We start from the raw sequence: 18,892 nt of genomic DNA on the forward strand, positions 1-18,892 counted from the left end.
AACATGCGGGATATATTAAACGTTCTTGCAGGCTCACTGATCATCATGACCGGCTGTCATTCATCAGCCGATAATAAAGAAGCGACCAAAACGCAGGCTGTGGATAGCAGCAGCAATACGGTACAGCTGACTTCCACGCAGGTAAAGAATGCAGGTGTCATCACTGGCAAACCTGAACTGAAACAGATGCATACCTCCCTCCGGGTAAGTGGTGTTATCGACGTACCACCTCAAAACCTCGTTACCATCAGCATCCCGCTGGGCGGGTACCTGAAGACCATGAACCTGCTGCCCGGCATGCAGGTAAAGAAAGGACAGGTACTGGCTGTACTGGAAGATCCCCAGTATGTACAGCTACAGGAAGATTACCTGGTGGCACAAAGTAAGCTGACCTTCCTGGAAGCGGATTATGCCCGTCAGCAGGAACTGAACCAGTCCAAAGCAAATAGTGATAAGGTACTGCAACAGGTAAGGAGTGAATATGAAAGCCAGAAAGTGATCGCACGCGCGCTTTCCGAAAAGCTGCACCTGATCAACATTAACCCGGCAAATCTCAGGTCTTCAAACATCAGTCGCCAGATCAGCATTATCGCACCGATCAGTGGTTTTGTGAGTAAGGTGAATGTGAACACGGGCAAATATGTAGCGCCTACCGACATATTGTTTGAACTGATGGATCCTGCAGACCTGCACCTGAGTCTCACGGTTTTTGAGAAAGATCTGCCACAGATCAGCCCTGGGCAGGAAGTCATTGCCTGGACGAATAACAGCGATGAAAAGTACCAGGCCGAAGTTCACTTCATCACACACGGTGTAGATGAAGCTCATACTGCGGAAGTACACTGTCACCTGAAAAAATATGACAAGCGGCTGGCACCCGGCATGTTCATGAATGCTGAAATTGCACTGAACAATGCACAGGTAAAAGCATTACCGGACAATGCGATTGTAAAGTGGCAGGGAAAAAACTACGTGTTCAAAGTGGATACTGGTTTTACTTATGTGCTGATACCTGTAGAAATTGGCGTGCATACAGATGGTTTCACTGAAATCAAAACCGATTTGCCTGAAGGAGAATATGTGATAGATAATGCCTATCCTGTTCTCATGAAAATGAAGAATACGGGGGACGATGAGTAATAAAACAGGGGCTGGCATATGTTGCCAGTCCCTAAATTGTTTTCCCTTCTTTTCCAAACTCTTTCCTGATTCCTGTCAATATATCTTTCTGCAGAATAGCCGTATCTCCCCTTTTCAATGCTGCGAGACAACTATGGCGCGATACATTGATAATAGCACCACCCGTCATCTCATATTTCTTAGCAACCTCCGATAACAGGAGTCCCTCTTCCATCGTCACATGTTCCGGAAATGATTGTTGCCAGAGCCGTTCCCGCTGTGCAGGACCCGGTACAGGAAAATAAATCATGGATTGAAAACGCCGGCCAAAAGCCTCGTCTATATTTGCTTTCAGGTTTGTAGCCAGCACCACCAGCCCGGGAAAATCTTCGATTCTCTGCAGCAGGTAAGCTACTTCCTGGTTCGCATACCGGTCATTCGAAGATGTGGTGTTACTTCTTTTTCCAAACAATGCATCGGCTTCGTCAAAGAATAGTATCCAGTTTTTATTGATCGCCTGATCAAATACACCAGCGAGGTTTTTCTCTGTCTCGCCTATGAATTTAGATACGACCATAGAGAGGTCTATGCGGTATACATCTAATCCGAATGTCTTGCCAAGCAGGCAAGCTGTTAAAGACTTGCCGGTGCCCGGAGGGCCATAAAATAAAGCCCGGTAGCCGGGTTTAATTCTATTATTCATCTTCCAGTCCTGCAGCAGTGTGGGCCCATATTCCACCCAGGTTCTTATTTCATCGACTTCTGCCATGGTCCGTTCATCCAGCACCAGGTCTTCCCAGTTCAGGCCTGTTTCAATTCTCCGGGCAGGAAAGTGAATACTGTAGTCAGGTTTATGTGGAGTGCCCAGGGTAAAATAACTCAGGTATTCATTAGTGACCTGCAATGCCCCGCTAAAAAAGGGTTCATCTGCATGCGCGGGTTGGATACGTAGCATGTTATGTTTGGCAAAGAAATGATCTGGCCCTAATAGCTGCTGCAACAGGAATCGCTGTTCCAGCTGATCACCTGCTATTACAAAAGCAGCCGTTTCTGCTGTAGGCAAAAATCCACCATGTTGCTGGCCCTTGATGCCGCCAAATTCTGTAAAGCCCCTGTCGTAAGTGCTGTTCCTGAGATAAAAGATATCCAGCAGCTGGGGCTGAATATGCGGAGCGAGTGCCAGTAATAATAAGAGTCTTTCGGGAATAGTCACATTGTAGTGCCGCAGTATCCGCGCATATACAGCGTCATCATCAGGTAATGCCGGTGGTGCAGGAAATGACAGCGTACTTTTTTCAAAGTATTGCTGCATACGTACTTCCAGTACCTCCCTGAGCCAGGCAAGCTCCTGTTGTAATACCCTGGCATTTGAACTGATCAGCAAGGTGTCCATTCGGTATAAAAGAATTTGTCTGTCCAGGAGGTTTTGATCATGCCATAACTCCAGGGCAGGGTTTGTAAAATAATATCATAACCGCGAGGTATCACGCGTTGAAACCAGGCTTCCTGCGCATACCATACTAATCCTTCACGTTGCAGAAAGCTGGCGCGAAAACTTTCTATGCTGCTGTTCTTCATTTTTTCCCATTGCTGAATGGCGGCCTGTATGAGTTGCGTGGCTAATTCCATTTCAGCTGGAGTGATTTTTATATCCGGTACTAAAGGCTGTTCTAGTGGATAGTTACAAAGGATCTTATTTAAAACCAATTCATGTTCTGCATGATCAGTCTTCCCATCCACCAGTAGTTGTAATAACCTGATGGCCCTTTGCTGTGCCATTGGGTCGGCAAACTTTCCATTCTCTAATAATTGTAACCGGGTGAAGTAGGTATAGAAAAAAGGATGTAACAATACCAATCCTGCATTGTTGATCTGAATACCTTCCTGTTCAGATGTAGCTACCTTTTTTTTAGGCATTACCTTTTCTTTTTGAGGTTGTAAAATACGGTGGGTGGCCCTTTCATCAAACTGCTGTAGGAACTCACGCAGGGCCTTTTTGTATTGCTCCGCATCTTTCAATATCAATCGTCCTCCCAGCCATTGCAGGTTAAAGATCCTGAATAAATGCCGGATACGGTCCCTTTCAATATTATCTGCACCCAGCTGTACAAGTGCTGACTGCATTTCTTTCAGCAGATCCACTGTAAAGATAGGCACATCTGCCATCAGGAGCCAGAATTCAGCTTCTCTCAACAAATGTGCAATCCGCTGTATAGCCGGTGCTGCCTGTAATACCTGCCTGTAGAATCGTTTTTTATCCGTTGCCTTTCTCCAGATCTCTATAAAGCTATCCGCCTGCTGATCATTCAATGTTTCTTGCAGGAACCTGATTGTATCCCGTTCTACATACTCTGCCAGTTGCTTTTGAATCTGCTCTTCCAATGGATTGACCGGGTTGGCAAACAGCTGGTGCATCCTTAACCGGATCTGGGGAAACCGTATAGATTTCTCCCACAGCGAAAACAACAGTACCGCTCTTTTCCTGTATAGTAATATAATCGCCTGTTGTAACAGGCCATTCTGCAAGCCGGGTTGTAGTTGTGTAAACCAGTAAGGAAGCGGTTCTCCACTTAAAAATAAAGTGACCAGGAATACCGCCTGTTGCCATACTTCTTCCCTGTCCGATTGTTCAGGGATGGTATCATACCCTATCCAGGAGGCCGGCAGCGGTACATTTGGTCCGTAAGGATCGAGTATGCGCCGTACCATAACATCTCCGGATGTTACCAATAAAAAATATGCCAGCACGGACTCCCGTGTAGTAGCTATGGTAGGAGATGCATCTGAAAATTTCTCTTCATACAGTTCCCGGATCAATGCGGCAAGCGAACCTGCCGGAATTTCTTTTTTATAAAAGATCAATGCCTGTCTGAAAGTATACAGCAATCGTACATATCCGATATTGAAATGATGTGCCAGTTGCTCCAGGTTGCGGCGAATGAACGATTTCCTGTTAAACTGCCCGCTGTTATCTGTTACAAGGTAAGTGAGCACAAACAGCCACACCATCTTTTCAAATTCCTCCTGTGTGGCTTTCACGGCTGGCCGTTGCTGTTGCAGCATCAGCACATTGGCAATGTAGCCGTATATAAACTCTGCCTGGTCTGGTTCCAGCAGGGTAATCAGCTTTTCCAGTGTATGCCGGGAAAAGTGATAGACGATCCGGCGCAATACATAATCAGTCTGACTGATGCTTATGATAAACCTGCTGAAACGATCTGGTGTAGCGGTCATCAACCGGATCATGTATTCATCCAGTAATGCGCCTTCGCCATAATCTGCCCACCAGGGCAAAGTACCTGTCAGCAGGTAATGTTCCAGCAAAGCATATAATCGTTCTGTTTCATTTTTGAAATACAGATTGCCGGTATCCAGCGTTACCAGTTCCAGCTTGCCCTCCAGGGCATCCCTGAGTGCTGCGATGATCCGATCGGTTAGTTGCTGCTCGAAGTTGTCATAAGCCATTTCTCCCAGATCCAGTTCCAGCCGCTCTATCCACACACTTTCGCCATTCGCGCCCAACTGGTTGAACAAGGCAGTAGTAGCCGGTTCTATACTATGATTAAACACCCGGCTGATTTTGTCCTGCAATTCACCCGCCAGCTCCCTTTCTGTAAAGGCAGCGTCCATTACCATCTGCTTTATTTTGTGCTGATGACTCATCTGGTCAGAAATTCAATTAATGCATCTTTATTCGCCTGATCGAACCAGGCAGCTTCAAAACGCCGCATATCATTCACACCCAGCCAGCGAAACTTCAATCTATATTGCGTAGGTGTCAGGTCCCGGAACAGTGATTCTGCAAATAGTTTAAATTCCTGGTACTGGCACCTGGCCGGCCATCCGGAAAAGACAACGGTGATGTTAAAATGAAAAAAAGACTCAGGTAACAGCTGGCCTGTAGCCGTTGATACAAAAAACTCAATCTGGTTACTGAATGCACCTGCTGCCACAACTTTTTCTCTTTCCATAAAGGTGAGGTGCTGCTGTTCTGCAAGTATTGCTCCCTGGTGGTTCTTTACCCGAAATCCATATACAGGCTCAGTAAGCGCAGGTTTTAACAGCAAATGCTCTACTACATAAAATCCTTCCGATTGTATACTAATGTCTTTCAGGTGCCTGATAATGGCTGCCTGTGCCGCTATTGCCTGATTCCGCTGCGTATGCCGGGCCACGGCCTGCCATTCCGTTTGAGGAGGGGCTTTGTACAGTACGAAATACTGGTGATTGTCTGATAGAATTCTATAGTTCGCGGGGTCAATACCGTATCGCAGTAAGTGCAGGGGCTGATGTCCAAAATAATAACCATCCGCGCCTGATGGTATTTCACTCACAACGGGAATATCATGCAGCATAAAGCGTTCAGCGGGCTGCCCCTCACCCAGGTTCAGCTGCGATTCCTCAAATACGGCTGTTAGTCTTTCACCAAACTTCCAATGCATATATAGCAGTTGCCGCAGCCCCTCCTGGTAGCCACCTGCACCAGCCTTGGTTCGCGTATACATCAGGAATGGCAGCTTTTTCAGCAACCCGGTTTTCCATTCTATCGTAGTAACGCCGCCATATAAACGCTGGAATAGTGTAACCGGATAAGGTAGTACAGGAAGGTTAAACCTGGCCAGCAAATGATCCAGTATAGCCTCTTTCCTTTCGTCTGAATCACCTGTATCTGCCAAAGCTGTCATATACCCGTCATCCAGTAATTGCGATACACCCGGAACGTCATCCAGCGTTTGGGTAAAGTAAGTCTGTTTTTCAGCCGGACGAAAGAAATTGCTGATATTTCCCAATTGCGCGAGATAATTTGCCAGTATCTGCTCAAAGAACAGCAGGTAGCCTTTTAACTGTTTGGCCTGCGCCTTTCTTGCATCGCTGGCATCTTTGGAAATACCTTCCATACCGATTCCATAAATAGCCGGAAAAAAATGCTGGATGGAATAATACCGGCCCAGGTCCCGGTATACCCCATTAAGGGAGCTATCTGCCATTGATACCTGCTGCCCTGTATAGTGTCGTTTCCTTGTTTCCCTGATGCGCTCAAAGATGTTCCAGAAGAGTGCATCCTGGGAGTGATGTTCGAACTGGTCGCTAAAAATCGTGATATCGTTATTACTGTTACTGATATCCACAGCCGGAAAATAACCCGGTGGAACCAGCACCGGTTTATTGCTGAAGTGTGTACCATCTATAGACAGGTAGAGATATTTTACCTGCAGCACACCTTCAATGTCCGAAATTGCTTTGATCAGTTCTGTAGGATCTACCTGGATTCTTGCCGGTTTCAGGTCCTCATCAGGAATAAAACCACCGGACAGTAACGGACCTGCATAGATTTCGTCCGTAGTCTTTCCCATGGCAATCAGTTCCGCTTCAGAAAGGAACCTTATCGGCGGGTGAATAGTCTGCTCAATTGTACTACAGATATAAGCCAGTGTTTCCTTTACATGTTGCTTTTCATCGACGAGTATTGCAGCCTTAATGGCTATATTGAGGGGACGAAGAATAGTAATTTCTTCAAAATTTTCACCCAGGTTACGATACCACTGTAAACAGCGGCGAATGTCTTCCTGTAGCTGATCGTATTGGCCTGTGGCGGTAATATTTTCATCTGGCTGCACCTTTACTTTGTAGATACCCTTGCAGATGGAACTACCTGTATTGCTCAGCATGGGCTCAATCCATACCTGTTCCACACCGTCTACCTGGCCTAATAGTAGTTTGCAGAAATCCTTTGTAGTAATAGGTCCTGAGCACAGGATCTCTCCTTTGCTAAAAAATGCATGTGCCTCCGGATCAATCTGACCATTCGGACCTGCCAGAATTTCTTCCACAGGAAAGCCGGTTTTATATCCAAGATCTGTGATGGCAAAACAAAGCTGTTCCAGGATGGTAACGCCCGGATCAGAAATGTTATAATCCGTCCAGATATGACCAGACAGTTTTTGCACCAGGCTCAAAGCATCTGCACGCAGTTTTTCATAGTCAAACCGGGTATCCTTCGTTATTTGTATAGGCTGACTGTTCATCAGTGATAACATTCCGCTGGTAAAAAAGCAGCATCATCCCATAAGCGGGTGATCCTGTAATATATGTCTACATCTTTTCCATAATTGCTGTTGGTGCGCAACTGCAGGTCGTATTTATGCGTCTTTCCTTTCCACCGCAAGCGTAGGCGGTTCCAATAGTAACCGTAATGTGCACTGGTACGCCGTATACTGTTGTGCCCTGTGCCGAAGGCACTTACCGCAATGGCGTGCATGATGGCGAACCGGCCTGTATTAATCATTCCTGCCCGCGCCATTACTTCCATTGCCTGGCAATTGTTGAGGCCTTCCACGATGGAATGCCATTTGCCATCGGCCGGGATAGTGCCACCCATGTAGTTCCCTATACGGCCCTCCATCGCGGCGAACCCTTTTACCTGCAACCTGATATCGTCCACACAGGGTGCTCCCAATCCCATACTCCCATTTGTATGCAAAAAGAAGCTGGCTGCATCCCGTTTTGCTTCTTCCTGTTCCGTAGTAAAGGCCTGTAGGCGCATGATGGTTGACTGGGCACGCACATCTTTTTCCATCATAAAAAATGGATCCTGATCACCAGCATGGCGGTAAAAAGAAATCAACCGGTTAGAAGTGCCCAGTGCTTTTATCAGCAGTCCATTTTCTTCATCCTTCGAAAATCCATCTTCCTGCCTGTTAATCGTTGAATCTATCAGGCAGGCAAAATGGTTTTCCGTTGGTATTTTCCCATTTTTAAAATGCTCTTTCAGCTCTTCTCTTCCTAATGTTTTAGATGCCATAATGAAATTATTTTGAGTGAATGCTTAAGCGTATCATTTCTCCCTCTATATCACTATTCTCCGCTGCCTGGCCATAGTTTGCCATTATTTTCCGGCCTACTATCATCTCTTCACCTATGATCATATCATTGATGCCCATGGGCGCCGCTTCCCTGTATATCCATTCATCAATGACCCTGATACTGTGATGGGGGGCCGGAATTAATATAGCTCCCTGTGTAGAGGGAACGATGAATTCGACTTCTTCCATTGCAGTATCAAGTACACAGTGCAAGGTCTCGCCTGTGTCAGGATCTGTTTCCGTAAAAAAATGTACCAATGAAAATGCGGTCATATAAGCTACATAGGATAGGTTCCTGATGTAATTCATTAAATCGGATTTGTAAATTTTGCTGCCTATACTCAGGTCGGCTCCCTTATCATAGAGCCATGGGGTGAGAAAATGCCGGATGTCTTCGTACAACCTGTTCAGGTAGTAATTGCTATCGCTATCATTGAAACAAACATCACAAAGCACCTTTACACGTTCATATACCGGGTTATTGACTGTGACCTCCATATAGGGCGGCAATAACTGCATTACATAATCCCGGATGCTATAGAGCGTAGCCAGGTTGACCCTGGGTTCAGGTACTTCCATCCCTTCCTGCTGGCGGGGCACAACTACCAGTTGCAGGTCGGGGCCTGTCTCCTCATAATTGGCAATATACTTTGCAATAAGAATATCCGGATAACCTTCCAGTACCATCTGGATAATGTCGACTCCCAACACCGGCCTGTTCTTATGCCTGAGCCGCTCGCTCACCCGTACATAGTATTCAGCCTTTGTTTCTGCCCGCCTGCCGCCAAAAGAAGGAAAAAACTGGAAAACCTGCTGTATACCCCTGATTTCTTTGCTAAGCCCTTTAATAGAAAAAGGCGGAAGACTGGCGCCATCACCGGTTCCCACCTGTTGCCGTTTCACAACTCCCGCATTCAGAAAAATTCCTTTTACCATAGGCCGGGTAGAAGGCGCAGTTATACTGGAAAGACGCAGCCATTGCAAACCAGGTTCCAGCCTTGTATGCCCGCTGGCATCCCATAGCGGCATTTTCAGTACAACAATTCCATTCCGGATAAAATTCTGTGTACTATCTGCCAATATATTCTTTTGGTCCAGGGGCAGCCATTTATCATGATTGAGATAACTCCATTGGTATTCCGGCAACTTACCGGTCGTGTCAGAATAGTATTTTTCCTCCAGCTGAAATAAAAATGAGAGTAACTCCCCTGGCTTCAGATGATCTAATCCTATATATAAATTTGATGCATGTTCAAATTCCGGCACTAATGAAAATGCTGATTCACTGGCCTGGGGATAGGCCACCCGGTATCCAAACGGGTAAATATGAAACAATACGGTATGATTGTTCACATCATCTACCCATTCCGGTTTCAACACCTCTGTATGTTCCAGCTCATAGTCAATCGTGATAGCGTTTACGAGCGGTATATAGGGCGGATTGGGAATGCGCTTTTTTTTCGTCCATTTCCCGGCATTGTGTGTCACTACTTCCTGGAACAACTGCGTATATAGCCGCTGGCCAAAACCCGCCCCTGGCCCTGTCAATTCCAGGATCACCGTACCGTCTTCATAAGAACTGTTTTTACGGGGATTATTATTGAAGACGATCTTTGTAAAATCAATATCACTGAGTTTTGTTTTCACCCTAAGCCTTTTATCATCACCTATGCTGAATAACGGGAAGGTTTGTCTTTTTTCCCTGGCCGGTTGATATTCTCCATTCCGTATGGTACTAATATTCACCTGGAATGTATCATTGGTCATGCCGGCATCATAATCAGCATACCAGGCATCAAAACCTCCTTCTACCGCCGGGAGATCCAGGTATTCCAGCTGTATACAACACTGCTTTATATACTTATTAAAGATATCTGGATTACTGAGCTGCAGGTAACTTCCAACAGCAGGTGCTGGTCCGAATAGCTGAAAGGGATTGGCGGTACTCAGCGGACCTACATTATTCTTTAACTGCACGGCCCTGCATCCTTTTACTTTGGCGTGTATTGTAATCCTATCCAGTATCAGATATTGCAGGTAAGAATAGGGATGATGAAAGGAGTTATTATTCAGCATGATTTTTATCATGGGTTGCCTGCTCTCATAGTGCTCCCCATGTATGGCGGCACTGTACATCACATGCGAAGGTGCGGTCATACCAATATTGTAAATAACCCGGATACCATTAGCAGTAAAACTGGCTGTGTAATCTTTCACTGCTTCCCATCCTTCCGGCGCCGTATAATAAATCAGGAAAGCAGCAGATAGTAATTCCCATTTCAGCACATCTTCAGTTCTGTTCATCACCGCGCACAGATTGGCTACATAACTGCTTATTTTTTGATAGCTCTCTTCAGTGGCATGCAATTCAATAGTCACAGTTCTGGCACCTTCCTCCAGGTGTAGTAAAGAAGATGCCAGTATAAATCCCATGGGCAAAATGTCCATCGTACGGTTATTGTCCGCCAGGTCGGCCTGTTCTTCACCGAGCATAGGCCATGACTGAACAGGCGGGGCATCAGGCAGATAAGCAGATGCAACGGCAATTGCCTGTTGCTTCATGTAGACCTGTGTCTCTATTACATCCTGGTAGTTTTCGTCCTGTGCCGTAATCTGCTTGTGATGGCTGATAAATACAGTACGTAAAGCTTTTATAGTGGTTTGGGATACAGGCACATCAAACAGCAGGCGAAATAACACAGGTGGCTGCCCTTTAACCAGGTCTGCCTGGAAGCGTGTATTTTCAGGTACAAACTGGCTGGTTGCATTAGGTGCTGGTACCAGTACCACATGTGCCAGGTCAGGCTGCGCATTTTTAAAAGGTATGCCCAGTACCGTTGTATAATAATATTCAAGGTGCCGCTCTGTGAGTTGATTGATCTGGTATTGAAGCTGTTTGTACAATTCCAGGAAAGTGAGCAATAACCCAATATGGGGATGGTGCCGATGTTCCGGTTCAAGCAATGTCAATTGCCTGCCGGCTGCACTTGTTATCTGGTAGAACTTGGCGCGGAGGCGGTTATATATTTCGTGGAGTGATTCATATCCCAGAAAATTGTGTGTGTGCGGATCATCGGCCGCACGCTTTATACTTCTGTTAAATAACCCCGGTAAGTCTTTCGACCGTAAGACAGTGCCCGGTCTGAATAGCCCGAGCGCCTGGTTTTCATAAACTATCAGCTGGTATACATCTTCCTCTATGCTATCCATAACCTGGTCAATATAATTCCAGTAGGCGGCTACGGTGTCTGCCTGTCTGGCTAGCTGGAGGTATTGACCCAGGAAGGTTGCTAAAGAATACAGGAGGTCAAACAATGCCGTCAGGCCTTCCTGCAGTGCCTGATCACCTGCTGCATGTTCCAGTCGCTGCCGGATCTCAAGTTGTTCGCTCTGGTAAGGGGTGAAGTCCAGTTGCGCAATGTACTGCAACACAATCAGCAGGTCGGCCTGTAAGAATTCCTGCCAGTTGCCATCCTCCTCGTTTTTCAGGTTATAATACCTGATTTGTTTCGACAAGCGCACCAGCTGCATGAGCAGTTGCGCCTGGCTACGATCGTCAATCTTTACATACGTAGGGTGTAATGGCGGCAGGTACCTTTCTGATTGGGTAACCCCATCCCTGATATAATCAAAGAGGTGCTTCATGTCAGACTCGTACCTTCCAGGAAATAAAACGGATATACCAGGTTATGCCTGGTATTGGTAACAATCACGGTATAATCCAGTTGTATGTAAAGAACGCCTTCCAGCTCATTCCTGCCCAGCATTGCTATATCTACATTGTTTACCCTTGGTTCATAATACAGCAGTGCATAGTAGATCATATGTTTCAACTCGCCCATCAGGGAGGAGGCGTATTTTTCGAATACCAGTTTCTTCAGGTCACATCCAAATTCCGGTTGCATAAGCCGTTCGCCTGGAATAGTACTGAGAATGATGCGGATGCTTTCTTCAATGTCAGCGATATCGGACACCATGACGGCGGTGCGCCCTACCTTATCAAACGAGGGCGGAAAGCTCCAGCCGGTTCCTAAGAATGATTGTATTTCCATGATTATTTATCCTCCAATTAATACGGTTGGGCAACCTAACACAATAGACCCGCCGTGGGAGGTACTGTCTCCCATCCGGGCTGCGGGTTTTCCGCCTATCATTACAGTGGCAGAGCCCTTTACAATGGTATCTGGTGGTCCGGTGCATACGCACATATCGCCCAGCACAGCGGCGGGCATTTTTCCAATAAGCACCATTGGCACACCGGGACCGGTAATGGGGCCTCCTACATGGGGTATAGGGGGAAGGCCTGGTGTTACCATAGGGCATACATGCATGTCCGTGAGTCTGGCTGCGGGTGTTCCCATATTGACTATTTATTTTAATTGATCATCACCATACCGCCTTTAATGACGGTTTGTCCTGATGCGGATAGTTCTGCGGAAGCGCTTCCCTGCGCTGTCAACCCGACCTGTGCCGTTTGTTTGATATTCAGGCCTGCCAGTTCCAGGTCCTGGGTAGCATTGGCAGTTAACTTTTGCGTAGCTTCCATTTTGATATTGCCAGTCGCTTTGAGAATAATATCTTTTGTACTGTTCAGGGTAATGCCACTATCATCCAGCAGAACGCTGTTGCTGTTCTGATCTTTGAGGGTGATACTTTTTCCTTCATCGCTTATTGTAATTGTATTGTTGCCGGGTGTGGTAATTTTGATGATTTTTTTATCGTCATCGAAATTTACCTGTAGCTGGCTCCTTGTATACAACGCTTTGATGTTATTCTTTTCATCTGCCTGCGATAAAGGTGGGGTATTTGCTTTGCCATAGAGGGAGCCTAGTATAATGGGATAGCGGGTATCATTTTCCAGGAAGCCCAGTATCACCTCATCCCCTACTTCGGGGCAGAATACAGCACCGGCACCGGCAGTAGCATAATAATTTGCTAATCTTGCCCAGATTCCTTTCTGTTCTGCATAAGCAGACGCAGGTTTAACTTTTACGCGATAAGCAGATCCCGGGTCTTCAGAAATTTTTACTACAGTTGCCAGCTGCAGGCCATGAACAGGTGGAACCTGGCCGTTTGCATTGCTGTACGCATATTGTTCTTTATCGTAGATAGGTTTTTCCGAGAAGCCGAAACCCACTGTAGTTGTCCATTCTCCTTCTTCCAGTGAGTGTTTGACCATACTGACGTATGCGTTGCCGTTAAAGCGGGCGCCAACACCGTTCAGTGTGATCATGGAACCGGGTTTTACTGTACCGTTGCCAATAAAGGAAACCTGGCCTTTCACAGCACTCATACGCATGCGCATCAGCAGGTTGTCTGCCCAGGTCTTCAGATCCGTTTGTATCAATGGCACGGTAGACGTAACCTGTAAGGTCGTTTGATCCAACTTGCCGGATAGCGAAGAGGCAGTCTGGTTACCTGGCAGGCCTACCGTAGGTTCCGAAGCATCTGCTGTAATCAGTGCCAGTGTACCGGGATCCCAGGCAGCAGTCTGAAGGGATGGCGGTTGCTTTTCTGCACTTACTTCGCCTTTGAAATCGATAATAGAATCTCCCATAGTAATGCTCAGTACAGGATCTGTACTGAAGTCAGGAAGACCTACTATCATGTCGTCGTCATACAGTGTAGTAACGAACCCGTTGAAAGCGGCACGTGTAAGCAGAAAATCCCAGTCTGTTGCCATCTTTTGAAACACTGCTTCCAGGGTAGAACTTGTACTGCTCACGGTAGCGGTCAGGCTATAGTTGCTGGTCAGTTTGCTCATGATATCGCTATCTGTCATTCCTGCAAATTCACATTCCTTTTTATTGTATGTCATTTTCACGGCCTTGTGCCTGCATGTCACCACGAGTACAGCGCCTGCCTCGGTACTGGCCCTGATAGCCTGCTTTACAATGACGCCCTTGAACAGGGAAGTTTGTGTGTCTGTGCCATAACCGGCAGCGATGGCAATTTCGTTTCCAGGAATAAAATCATCACCTTCACTGATGGGAAAATTACCACTGTCTCCTTCTGTATCCTCATTTAATCCTTCTGCGATCACAATTTCTGCGTAAGAGATGCGGTTCACTTCGTGCACGATCTGAATAGATACAACAGGATATTTTTCCTCTACCGGGTTGCCTGCCACGGTAATTGTAAAAGAGAGATTGATATCCTGGATATTAGCAGGTGATGGTGCCGGCATTTAGATCTTTTTAAGCGGTGGAAAATATAGCTGATCGCCAGGGCGGATGGCATGTACACTATTCAGGTTATTGATCCTCGCCACTTCCATGTAATAAGACGAATTGCCATAAACACGGTATGACATCAGGGGCAGTGTATCGCCTGCCCTTACAGTCAGTATATGTGTAAGATCCGGCGAGTTTTTGCCTGCTTCCTTGTTTTTGGTCAGGAAGTCTTTTGTTTCTGCCATCCGGAGCTTAGCCTCCGCACGCAGGGTAGCTCCACCGGGATCAAATAATTTATAATTAATGGTCAGGCCCTCACTCACACCAGTCACCAATACCTGGCCCCAGGTTATTTTAAGGTAGTAACGATGATGCAGATTGCCGTCATAGCGGGAAACCACATCACTGAGCTTATCAATATAATCATCTACCGACGATATGCCATCCGGGAAAGGGACTACACCGGTGCCATCTATTATTAAGTTCAGTTCAAACCTGGCTGCACTGCTCTTAAAGGTTTTGGTATCCTTACTTTTGTTCATTTCCTCGCTGCTCTTGTACGTCGTCATATAGCTTTTGGAAAAGCTGGCAGGATTAATCATGGCATAAATAGACTTGTTTACCGGTTTGGTACAAGCCATGTCGCTGTATGCCTCTATTTTCAATTTGGTCAATTCCGGCATGGTGTGTGGTTTATCTGTCTTCAGCGCTTGCGTTGAGCCCTGCTTTTAGTTGCAGCATGCACTCTTTTACGATTTTATCTTTCAGCTGCCTGATGAGCGATGCATCGGGCTGCTCCTGCCTGGCAGGCTGCCCGGAAGTGATAGTAACTTTGATGACCAGTTCGCGAATTTCAAGCGCCATGATTATAACGTTTTTTCAAAAAAATCATACGATAATTCCAATGTTTCGATGACTACCTGTGCTTCCTTAGCAACCAGCCCGGAAAAATCCATTTTAACAGCATATGCATTATAGAAGGTCCAGTGCGAAATAGGTTTGCCATCGTCGTTCAGCAGTTGTACCACTACTGTTTTAGGTTTAATCTGAAAATCATTGATACAGGCTTCTGCCCAGCTTATTAGCGGCGAACCAATGACCATACCCCGTTTCAGCACCAGGTTGCCATATTTGGGAGGAGAAGGGAGCCGGTGTGTGAACCGGTTCTCTCCTCCTTCCTTCACTTCTTCGGGCGTAATGGCCACAGAAATACCGCTTACTTCGGTAAAATTGCTTTCGAGAACACCTAGTATTCCTGCAAATGAAACTTTGAAATAAAGGCCCGTAGGTGGGTAAAAAGTACTATCAGGACGCGGCATATATTATCAGCTTGGTGTGAGACCTTCATGTGCCACTTCCATAGTTTCTACGGCAACTTCATTCGCATCAGACTTCATATCTGTCACCGTGATTTTGGAAGGGAACGCGTTCTTCAATGTCCAGCTCATCGCCACCTGTTGTCCTTCGTCCAGCAGACTGATGACGATGCTGGAACGCTTGTAGGTATTCATTTTGATAGCACTGTATTTATCCCACAGCGCTTTATCACCTTTGAAGATGCCTTTCTTCAGGGTAATGTTCGAGAACTTTTGTATGCCCGGCATTTTTACTGTGGAGTATACAGGATTGCTGCCACCTCTGTATTCTATGATTTGTGTTTCGGACGATAATCCTGTCACTTCCTGGAATATCAGTTCGGCACCATCCCACATTACTTTGAAGGAAAATTTGACCAAAGGCCACACCGTCTGTGACTGTGCTGATCCATCATCTGCCATGTTAGAATGATTTTAAAGTGAAGAAATATTATGATTGCTGCATTTGTTGCTGGAAGGTAATCACGATAAATTCAGCGGGGCGAACGATCGCTACCTTAACGGTGATGAGCATTTTACCATCCAGGATGTCCTGTGGTGTCATGGTAGTACCCAGGCCAATCTGTACATCATAGGCAGTTTCGGGTGCTGCCCCGGCCAGCGCTCCCTGTTTCCAGAGGTTATTCAGAAAGTTGTTGATCATACTCTTAACCGTCACCCAGGTAGTTCCGTCATTGGGCTCGAATACATAGGCGCGGGCAGCAAGTTTGATCGATTGTTCAATCATGATCAGGGTGCGCCTTACATTGATGTATCGCCAGTCCTGGCTGTTGCCGTCCAGTGTTCTGCCACCCCATACCAGTACCCCGATGCCGGGGAAAGGACGGATCACGTTAATCGACTTACCCGCCATTACATCCACGTTGAGGTCTTTCTGCTCGTCGTTGGAGATATTTACCGCAGGTGCATTTACCATATTAATACTAACATTGGCCGGCGATTTCCATACCCCACGGTTGTTGTCGACCATCGTATAAAGGCCGGCTATAGCACCACTGGGTGGCAACTCGTTGAGGCGTGAACGCACTTCTTCAAGAATGCTGTTGTAGGTAGGACTGGCTGCTTTGAGTGATTGGTGATAATTCTTCTTCGCATTATCATCTGGTGCTGCCACCCCTTTAAAAGTTTGAACAATCTTCTGGGCTGCAGTTTCAGGCAGCAGTTTTTCCAGGTCAACAGTGGCATCCAGGTTTTCAAAACTGATTTCACTGGCCTGTACAATAGCTGTTTTCAGCCAGGGATAGTAGGCGGCGCCATAGTTAAGTGCATTGACGCCTATTTTGTCTCTGAATGTTTTTACTACTGCGTCTGTGGTATCAGTGAAGGATTGTTGTGCGAGATCAAAAATGCCAAAGCGGCTTTGTGTATCACGGCAGTGGCCCAGTACTTTTGTATAAATACTTCCGTATGCATCGGCACCCAGTGCAATTGCGTCCGGGATGACTACCAGTGTTGGTTCAAATTCTTTTTTCAGCAGTTCAAAGATATCAGGTTTGGTATCTGAACCGATAAAGTCCGCCGGCGCAATCTCAATACCATCTGGCTTATCGCCATAGGTGCCTACGGATACAATATAACAGTTGCTGCCACCATTTGCATAGAAGAGGCGAATACTGTTAAAAAGGTAGACCGTATTTTTAGGATTGATTGTCACCACATAAGGAGCACCATTAATCATGAAGGTCTCACCTGGTTTGGCAGGATCAGCCGCAGCGATGGTGAACTTTGCATGAAACCCTCCGCCGAAATTCTCTACGAACTCTGCAAAGGATGTAATGCGGGTGGGCTTGTTGAGCAGCGATTTCCCGAACCGTTCGGCCTTTTCTGTGTAGCCGATAAAGACAGGAACCGCTGTCTCTACGGCGACCACCGAGCTGGGGAAGGCGTTTTTTTCCTCAATATAAACGCCGGGTGTCATAAGTGTTGAGGCCATAGATAAAGCAGTTTAACGATTAGTATAAAAAGATTTCAGATGATAATTGCATATTGCCACCCGCAGCAGAAATTCTGCTGATGTCTGGCGTAGGCAATACAGGAATGATAGTGCGCCGCGCATCGCTGCCCGCGGAGTCATCTACCAGCATAAAAGGAGCCCTATGCTGAGCGAGTGTAACTGGTGTATCCGAAATAAATACAATCCCTTTCCGGCCATCTGGCAACACGACAGATTGTGGCGCACTGAAAGTAGTTTTGCCCAAGGAATCTACTACCATTGGTTGTGCTATTTCCTGCAAGTGCCCGCTCATCAGGAAATATTTCCAGTGGGTAGCCCTGGGTGCAAAACAGATTTCATACTTCGCCTGCAATTCATCAGTGAGCAGTAGCTCTATACGGCCAAACTGGTGGCTAAATCCCGGACCTGCAACCGGCACCACATCACTGTCAGAAACGTATAACTCCTGGTGTAACCTGCCCGTAGAATTATTTTTATTAGTGAACAGGAGCATACTATCCGGCAGATCGTGCTGCTGCAGATCTGTGTAATTATAGAATAGGTAATCCTTTAAAGAGAGGTCAAAACTCAGGGACAGTGCATCCTTTAAAATACTGTCCCTGCTGAACGTAGTGCTATCAAAAAACAAAGTGATACCATCCGCAAACTGCCGCAGCAATAATCCATAACGCCGCATATTCCCTGCTGTGGCCACAGGGATCGTCACCTGTAGCTGCTCATACCTGTTAGAAGAATAATAGTGATGACGGAAATAAACCGTTGTCAACAATGTATAGCTCATGAATACTTTATTATACAGGACGCGTATTGCCGGATGGCTCCGATACACCAGGTCTGTATTCCACAATTACACTTTCATCAAATGTCAGCATGCGCATTTTGTAAATTACAGATGGCATATATTTCGCGCCCAATGTAGCCCATACGTTATTCAACCGTTCTGTTCCCAGGCTCTCCATTTCGAACATCAGCTTGTCTATCCGCTTATCCAGCGACGGTGTATTCGCGCTGTTCAGAACATTCCTGGACTGAAAATACGCAATGATAAATGACAGGAAGCGCAATGCTTCCGCATAATTGTTCTGACTAAAATATGCAGAAAATAAAATGTACAGATTGATGCATACCGGGGGCATGCTTTTCGCAGTTACCGTACCGCTATTGAACCCCGGCACACCTTTGCCCGCCGGTTCTTTTTCTACATTAATAAGTGTAAGCGCCACTTTATTTTCGCCCTGTATAGCGACAGTACCATCCTGGTTAACGATGGACGACAACACTACCTTGTCTTCATTGAGATGCAACTGCCTGTTAAAAAAACGGTTCATCTCATCGACAATGCAGGAAAGGGTTTCATAGATCATATCTGTCATTTTAAAAGCAATAGTAACCCGTATAACCATGTAT

The 18,892-nt window shown here is 46.2% G+C and carries 16 protein-coding genes; 1 reads left to right on the forward strand and 15 read right to left on the reverse strand.

Annotated features, from left to right (window positions below; translation table 11 throughout):
* Window positions 1–3 precede the first annotated feature (3 nt).
* A complete protein-coding gene (locus ABDW16_RS11785) occupies window positions 4–1,140 on the forward strand; it encodes an efflux RND transporter periplasmic adaptor subunit (protein WP_343669942.1) in 1,137 nt (378 codons plus the stop codon).
* A 31-nt stretch (window positions 1,141–1,171) separates the two neighbouring features.
* Here ABDW16_RS11785 and ABDW16_RS11790 read toward each other — a convergent pair whose 3' ends face one another.
* From ABDW16_RS11790 to ABDW16_RS11860, 15 genes are read right to left on the reverse strand one after another with little or no spacing between them, the layout of a single operon-like run.
* Complete coding sequence (locus ABDW16_RS11790) at window positions 1,172–2,512, reverse strand: ATP-binding protein (RefSeq protein ID WP_343669944.1); 1,341 nt, start codon at window positions 2,510–2,512, stop codon at window positions 1,172–1,174.
* Window positions 2,497–4,782, reverse strand: coding sequence for a contractile injection system tape measure protein (locus ABDW16_RS11795; protein WP_343669946.1), 2,286 nt, complete (start codon window positions 4,780–4,782; stop codon window positions 2,497–2,499). The genes ABDW16_RS11790 and ABDW16_RS11795 overlap by 16 nt, the downstream gene beginning before the upstream one ends.
* Window positions 4,779–7,157, reverse strand: a complete 2,379-nt coding sequence (locus tag ABDW16_RS11800; RefSeq protein ID WP_343669947.1) for a hypothetical protein — start codon at window positions 7,155–7,157, stop codon at window positions 4,779–4,781. Before ABDW16_RS11800 ends, ABDW16_RS11795 begins: the two co-directional genes overlap by 4 nt.
* Window positions 7,145–7,921 carry a hypothetical protein gene (locus ABDW16_RS11805; protein WP_343669948.1) on the reverse strand — a complete coding sequence of 259 codons (777 nt, stop codon included), beginning with the start codon at window positions 7,919–7,921 and terminating at the stop codon, window positions 7,145–7,147. Before ABDW16_RS11805 ends, ABDW16_RS11800 begins: the two co-directional genes overlap by 13 nt.
* Window positions 7,922–7,928: 7 nt before the next feature.
* On the reverse strand, window positions 7,929–11,627 hold the full coding sequence (locus ABDW16_RS11810; RefSeq protein ID WP_343669950.1) for a hypothetical protein: 3,699 nt from the start codon (window positions 11,625–11,627) through the stop codon (window positions 7,929–7,931).
* Window positions 11,624–12,034, reverse strand: a complete 411-nt coding sequence (locus ABDW16_RS11815; protein ID WP_343669952.1) for a GPW/gp25 family protein — start codon at window positions 12,032–12,034, stop codon at window positions 11,624–11,626. The genes ABDW16_RS11810 and ABDW16_RS11815 overlap by 4 nt, the downstream gene beginning before the upstream one ends.
* A gap of 6 nt (window positions 12,035–12,040) precedes the next feature.
* A complete protein-coding gene (locus ABDW16_RS11820) occupies window positions 12,041–12,343 on the reverse strand; it encodes a PAAR domain-containing protein (protein WP_343669953.1) in 303 nt (100 codons plus the stop codon).
* Window positions 12,344–12,357: 14 nt separating this feature from the next.
* A complete protein-coding gene (gene vgrG, locus ABDW16_RS11825) occupies window positions 12,358–14,169 on the reverse strand; it encodes a type VI secretion system tip protein VgrG (protein ID WP_343669955.1) in 1,812 nt (603 codons plus the stop codon).
* Window positions 14,170–14,838: a hypothetical protein gene (locus tag ABDW16_RS11830; protein WP_343669956.1), complete on the reverse strand. Its 669-nt coding sequence runs from the start codon at window positions 14,836–14,838 to the stop codon at window positions 14,170–14,172. It lies immediately after the preceding gene.
* 10 nt (window positions 14,839–14,848) lie between these two features.
* On the reverse strand, window positions 14,849–15,019 hold the full coding sequence (locus ABDW16_RS11835; RefSeq protein ID WP_343669958.1) for a DUF5908 family protein: 171 nt from the start codon (window positions 15,017–15,019) through the stop codon (window positions 14,849–14,851).
* Window positions 15,020–15,021: 2 nt separating this feature from the next.
* Complete coding sequence (locus tag ABDW16_RS11840) at window positions 15,022–15,474, reverse strand: phage tail protein (RefSeq protein ID WP_343669960.1); 453 nt, start codon at window positions 15,472–15,474, stop codon at window positions 15,022–15,024.
* A gap of 6 nt (window positions 15,475–15,480) precedes the next feature.
* Window positions 15,481–15,933 carry a phage tail protein gene (locus ABDW16_RS11845; protein ID WP_343669962.1) on the reverse strand — a complete coding sequence of 151 codons (453 nt, stop codon included), beginning with the start codon at window positions 15,931–15,933 and terminating at the stop codon, window positions 15,481–15,483.
* 28 nt (window positions 15,934–15,961) lie between these two features.
* Window positions 15,962–17,464, reverse strand: a complete 1,503-nt coding sequence (locus ABDW16_RS11850) for a phage tail sheath C-terminal domain-containing protein (RefSeq protein WP_343669964.1) — start codon at window positions 17,462–17,464, stop codon at window positions 15,962–15,964.
* 19 nt (window positions 17,465–17,483) lie between these two features.
* Window positions 17,484–18,266, reverse strand: a complete 783-nt coding sequence (locus ABDW16_RS11855; RefSeq protein WP_343669966.1) for a hypothetical protein — start codon at window positions 18,264–18,266, stop codon at window positions 17,484–17,486.
* Window positions 18,267–18,276: 10 nt separating this feature from the next.
* Entirely contained in the window at window positions 18,277–18,849 is a 573-nt protein-coding gene (locus ABDW16_RS11860) for a DUF4255 domain-containing protein (protein ID WP_343669967.1), read from the reverse strand.
* Between the last annotated feature and the right edge of the window lie 43 nt (window positions 18,850–18,892).

This window comes from Chitinophaga sp. (genome assembly GCF_039596135.1).
Lineage (GTDB): Bacteria > Bacteroidota > Bacteroidia > Chitinophagales > Chitinophagaceae > Chitinophaga.

Coding starts and splice junctions, on each gene's coding strand:
- ABDW16_RS11785 (WP_343669942.1), top strand. CDS start 4: ATGCGGGATATATTAAACGTTCTTGCAGGCTCACTGATCATCATGACC.
- ABDW16_RS11790 (WP_343669944.1), bottom strand. CDS start 2,512: ATGGACACCTTGCTGATCAGTTCAAATGCCAGGGTATTACAACAGGAG.
- ABDW16_RS11795 (WP_343669946.1), bottom strand. CDS start 4,782: ATGAGTCATCAGCACAAAATAAAGCAGATGGTAATGGACGCTGCCTTT.
- ABDW16_RS11800 (WP_343669947.1), bottom strand. CDS start 7,157: ATGTTATCACTGATGAACAGTCAGCCTATACAAATAACGAAGGATACC.
- ABDW16_RS11805 (WP_343669948.1), bottom strand. CDS start 7,921: ATGGCATCTAAAACATTAGGAAGAGAAGAGCTGAAAGAGCATTTTAAA.
- ABDW16_RS11810 (WP_343669950.1), bottom strand. CDS start 11,627: ATGAAGCACCTCTTTGATTATATCAGGGATGGGGTTACCCAATCAGAA.
- ABDW16_RS11815 (WP_343669952.1), bottom strand. CDS start 12,034: ATGGAAATACAATCATTCTTAGGAACCGGCTGGAGCTTTCCGCCCTCG.
- ABDW16_RS11820 (WP_343669953.1), bottom strand. CDS start 12,343: ATGGGAACACCCGCAGCCAGACTCACGGACATGCATGTATGCCCTATG.
- vgrG (WP_343669955.1), bottom strand. CDS start 14,169: ATGCCGGCACCATCACCTGCTAATATCCAGGATATCAATCTCTCTTTT.
- ABDW16_RS11830 (WP_343669956.1), bottom strand. CDS start 14,838: ATGCCGGAATTGACCAAATTGAAAATAGAGGCATACAGCGACATGGCT.
- ABDW16_RS11835 (WP_343669958.1), bottom strand. CDS start 15,019: ATGGCGCTTGAAATTCGCGAACTGGTCATCAAAGTTACTATCACTTCC.
- ABDW16_RS11840 (WP_343669960.1), bottom strand. CDS start 15,474: ATGCCGCGTCCTGATAGTACTTTTTACCCACCTACGGGCCTTTATTTC.
- ABDW16_RS11845 (WP_343669962.1), bottom strand. CDS start 15,933: ATGGCAGATGATGGATCAGCACAGTCACAGACGGTGTGGCCTTTGGTC.
- ABDW16_RS11850 (WP_343669964.1), bottom strand. CDS start 17,464: ATGGCCTCAACACTTATGACACCCGGCGTTTATATTGAGGAAAAAAAC.
- ABDW16_RS11855 (WP_343669966.1), bottom strand. CDS start 18,266: ATGAGCTATACATTGTTGACAACGGTTTATTTCCGTCATCACTATTAT.
- ABDW16_RS11860 (WP_343669967.1), bottom strand. CDS start 18,849: ATGATCTATGAAACCCTTTCCTGCATTGTCGATGAGATGAACCGTTTT.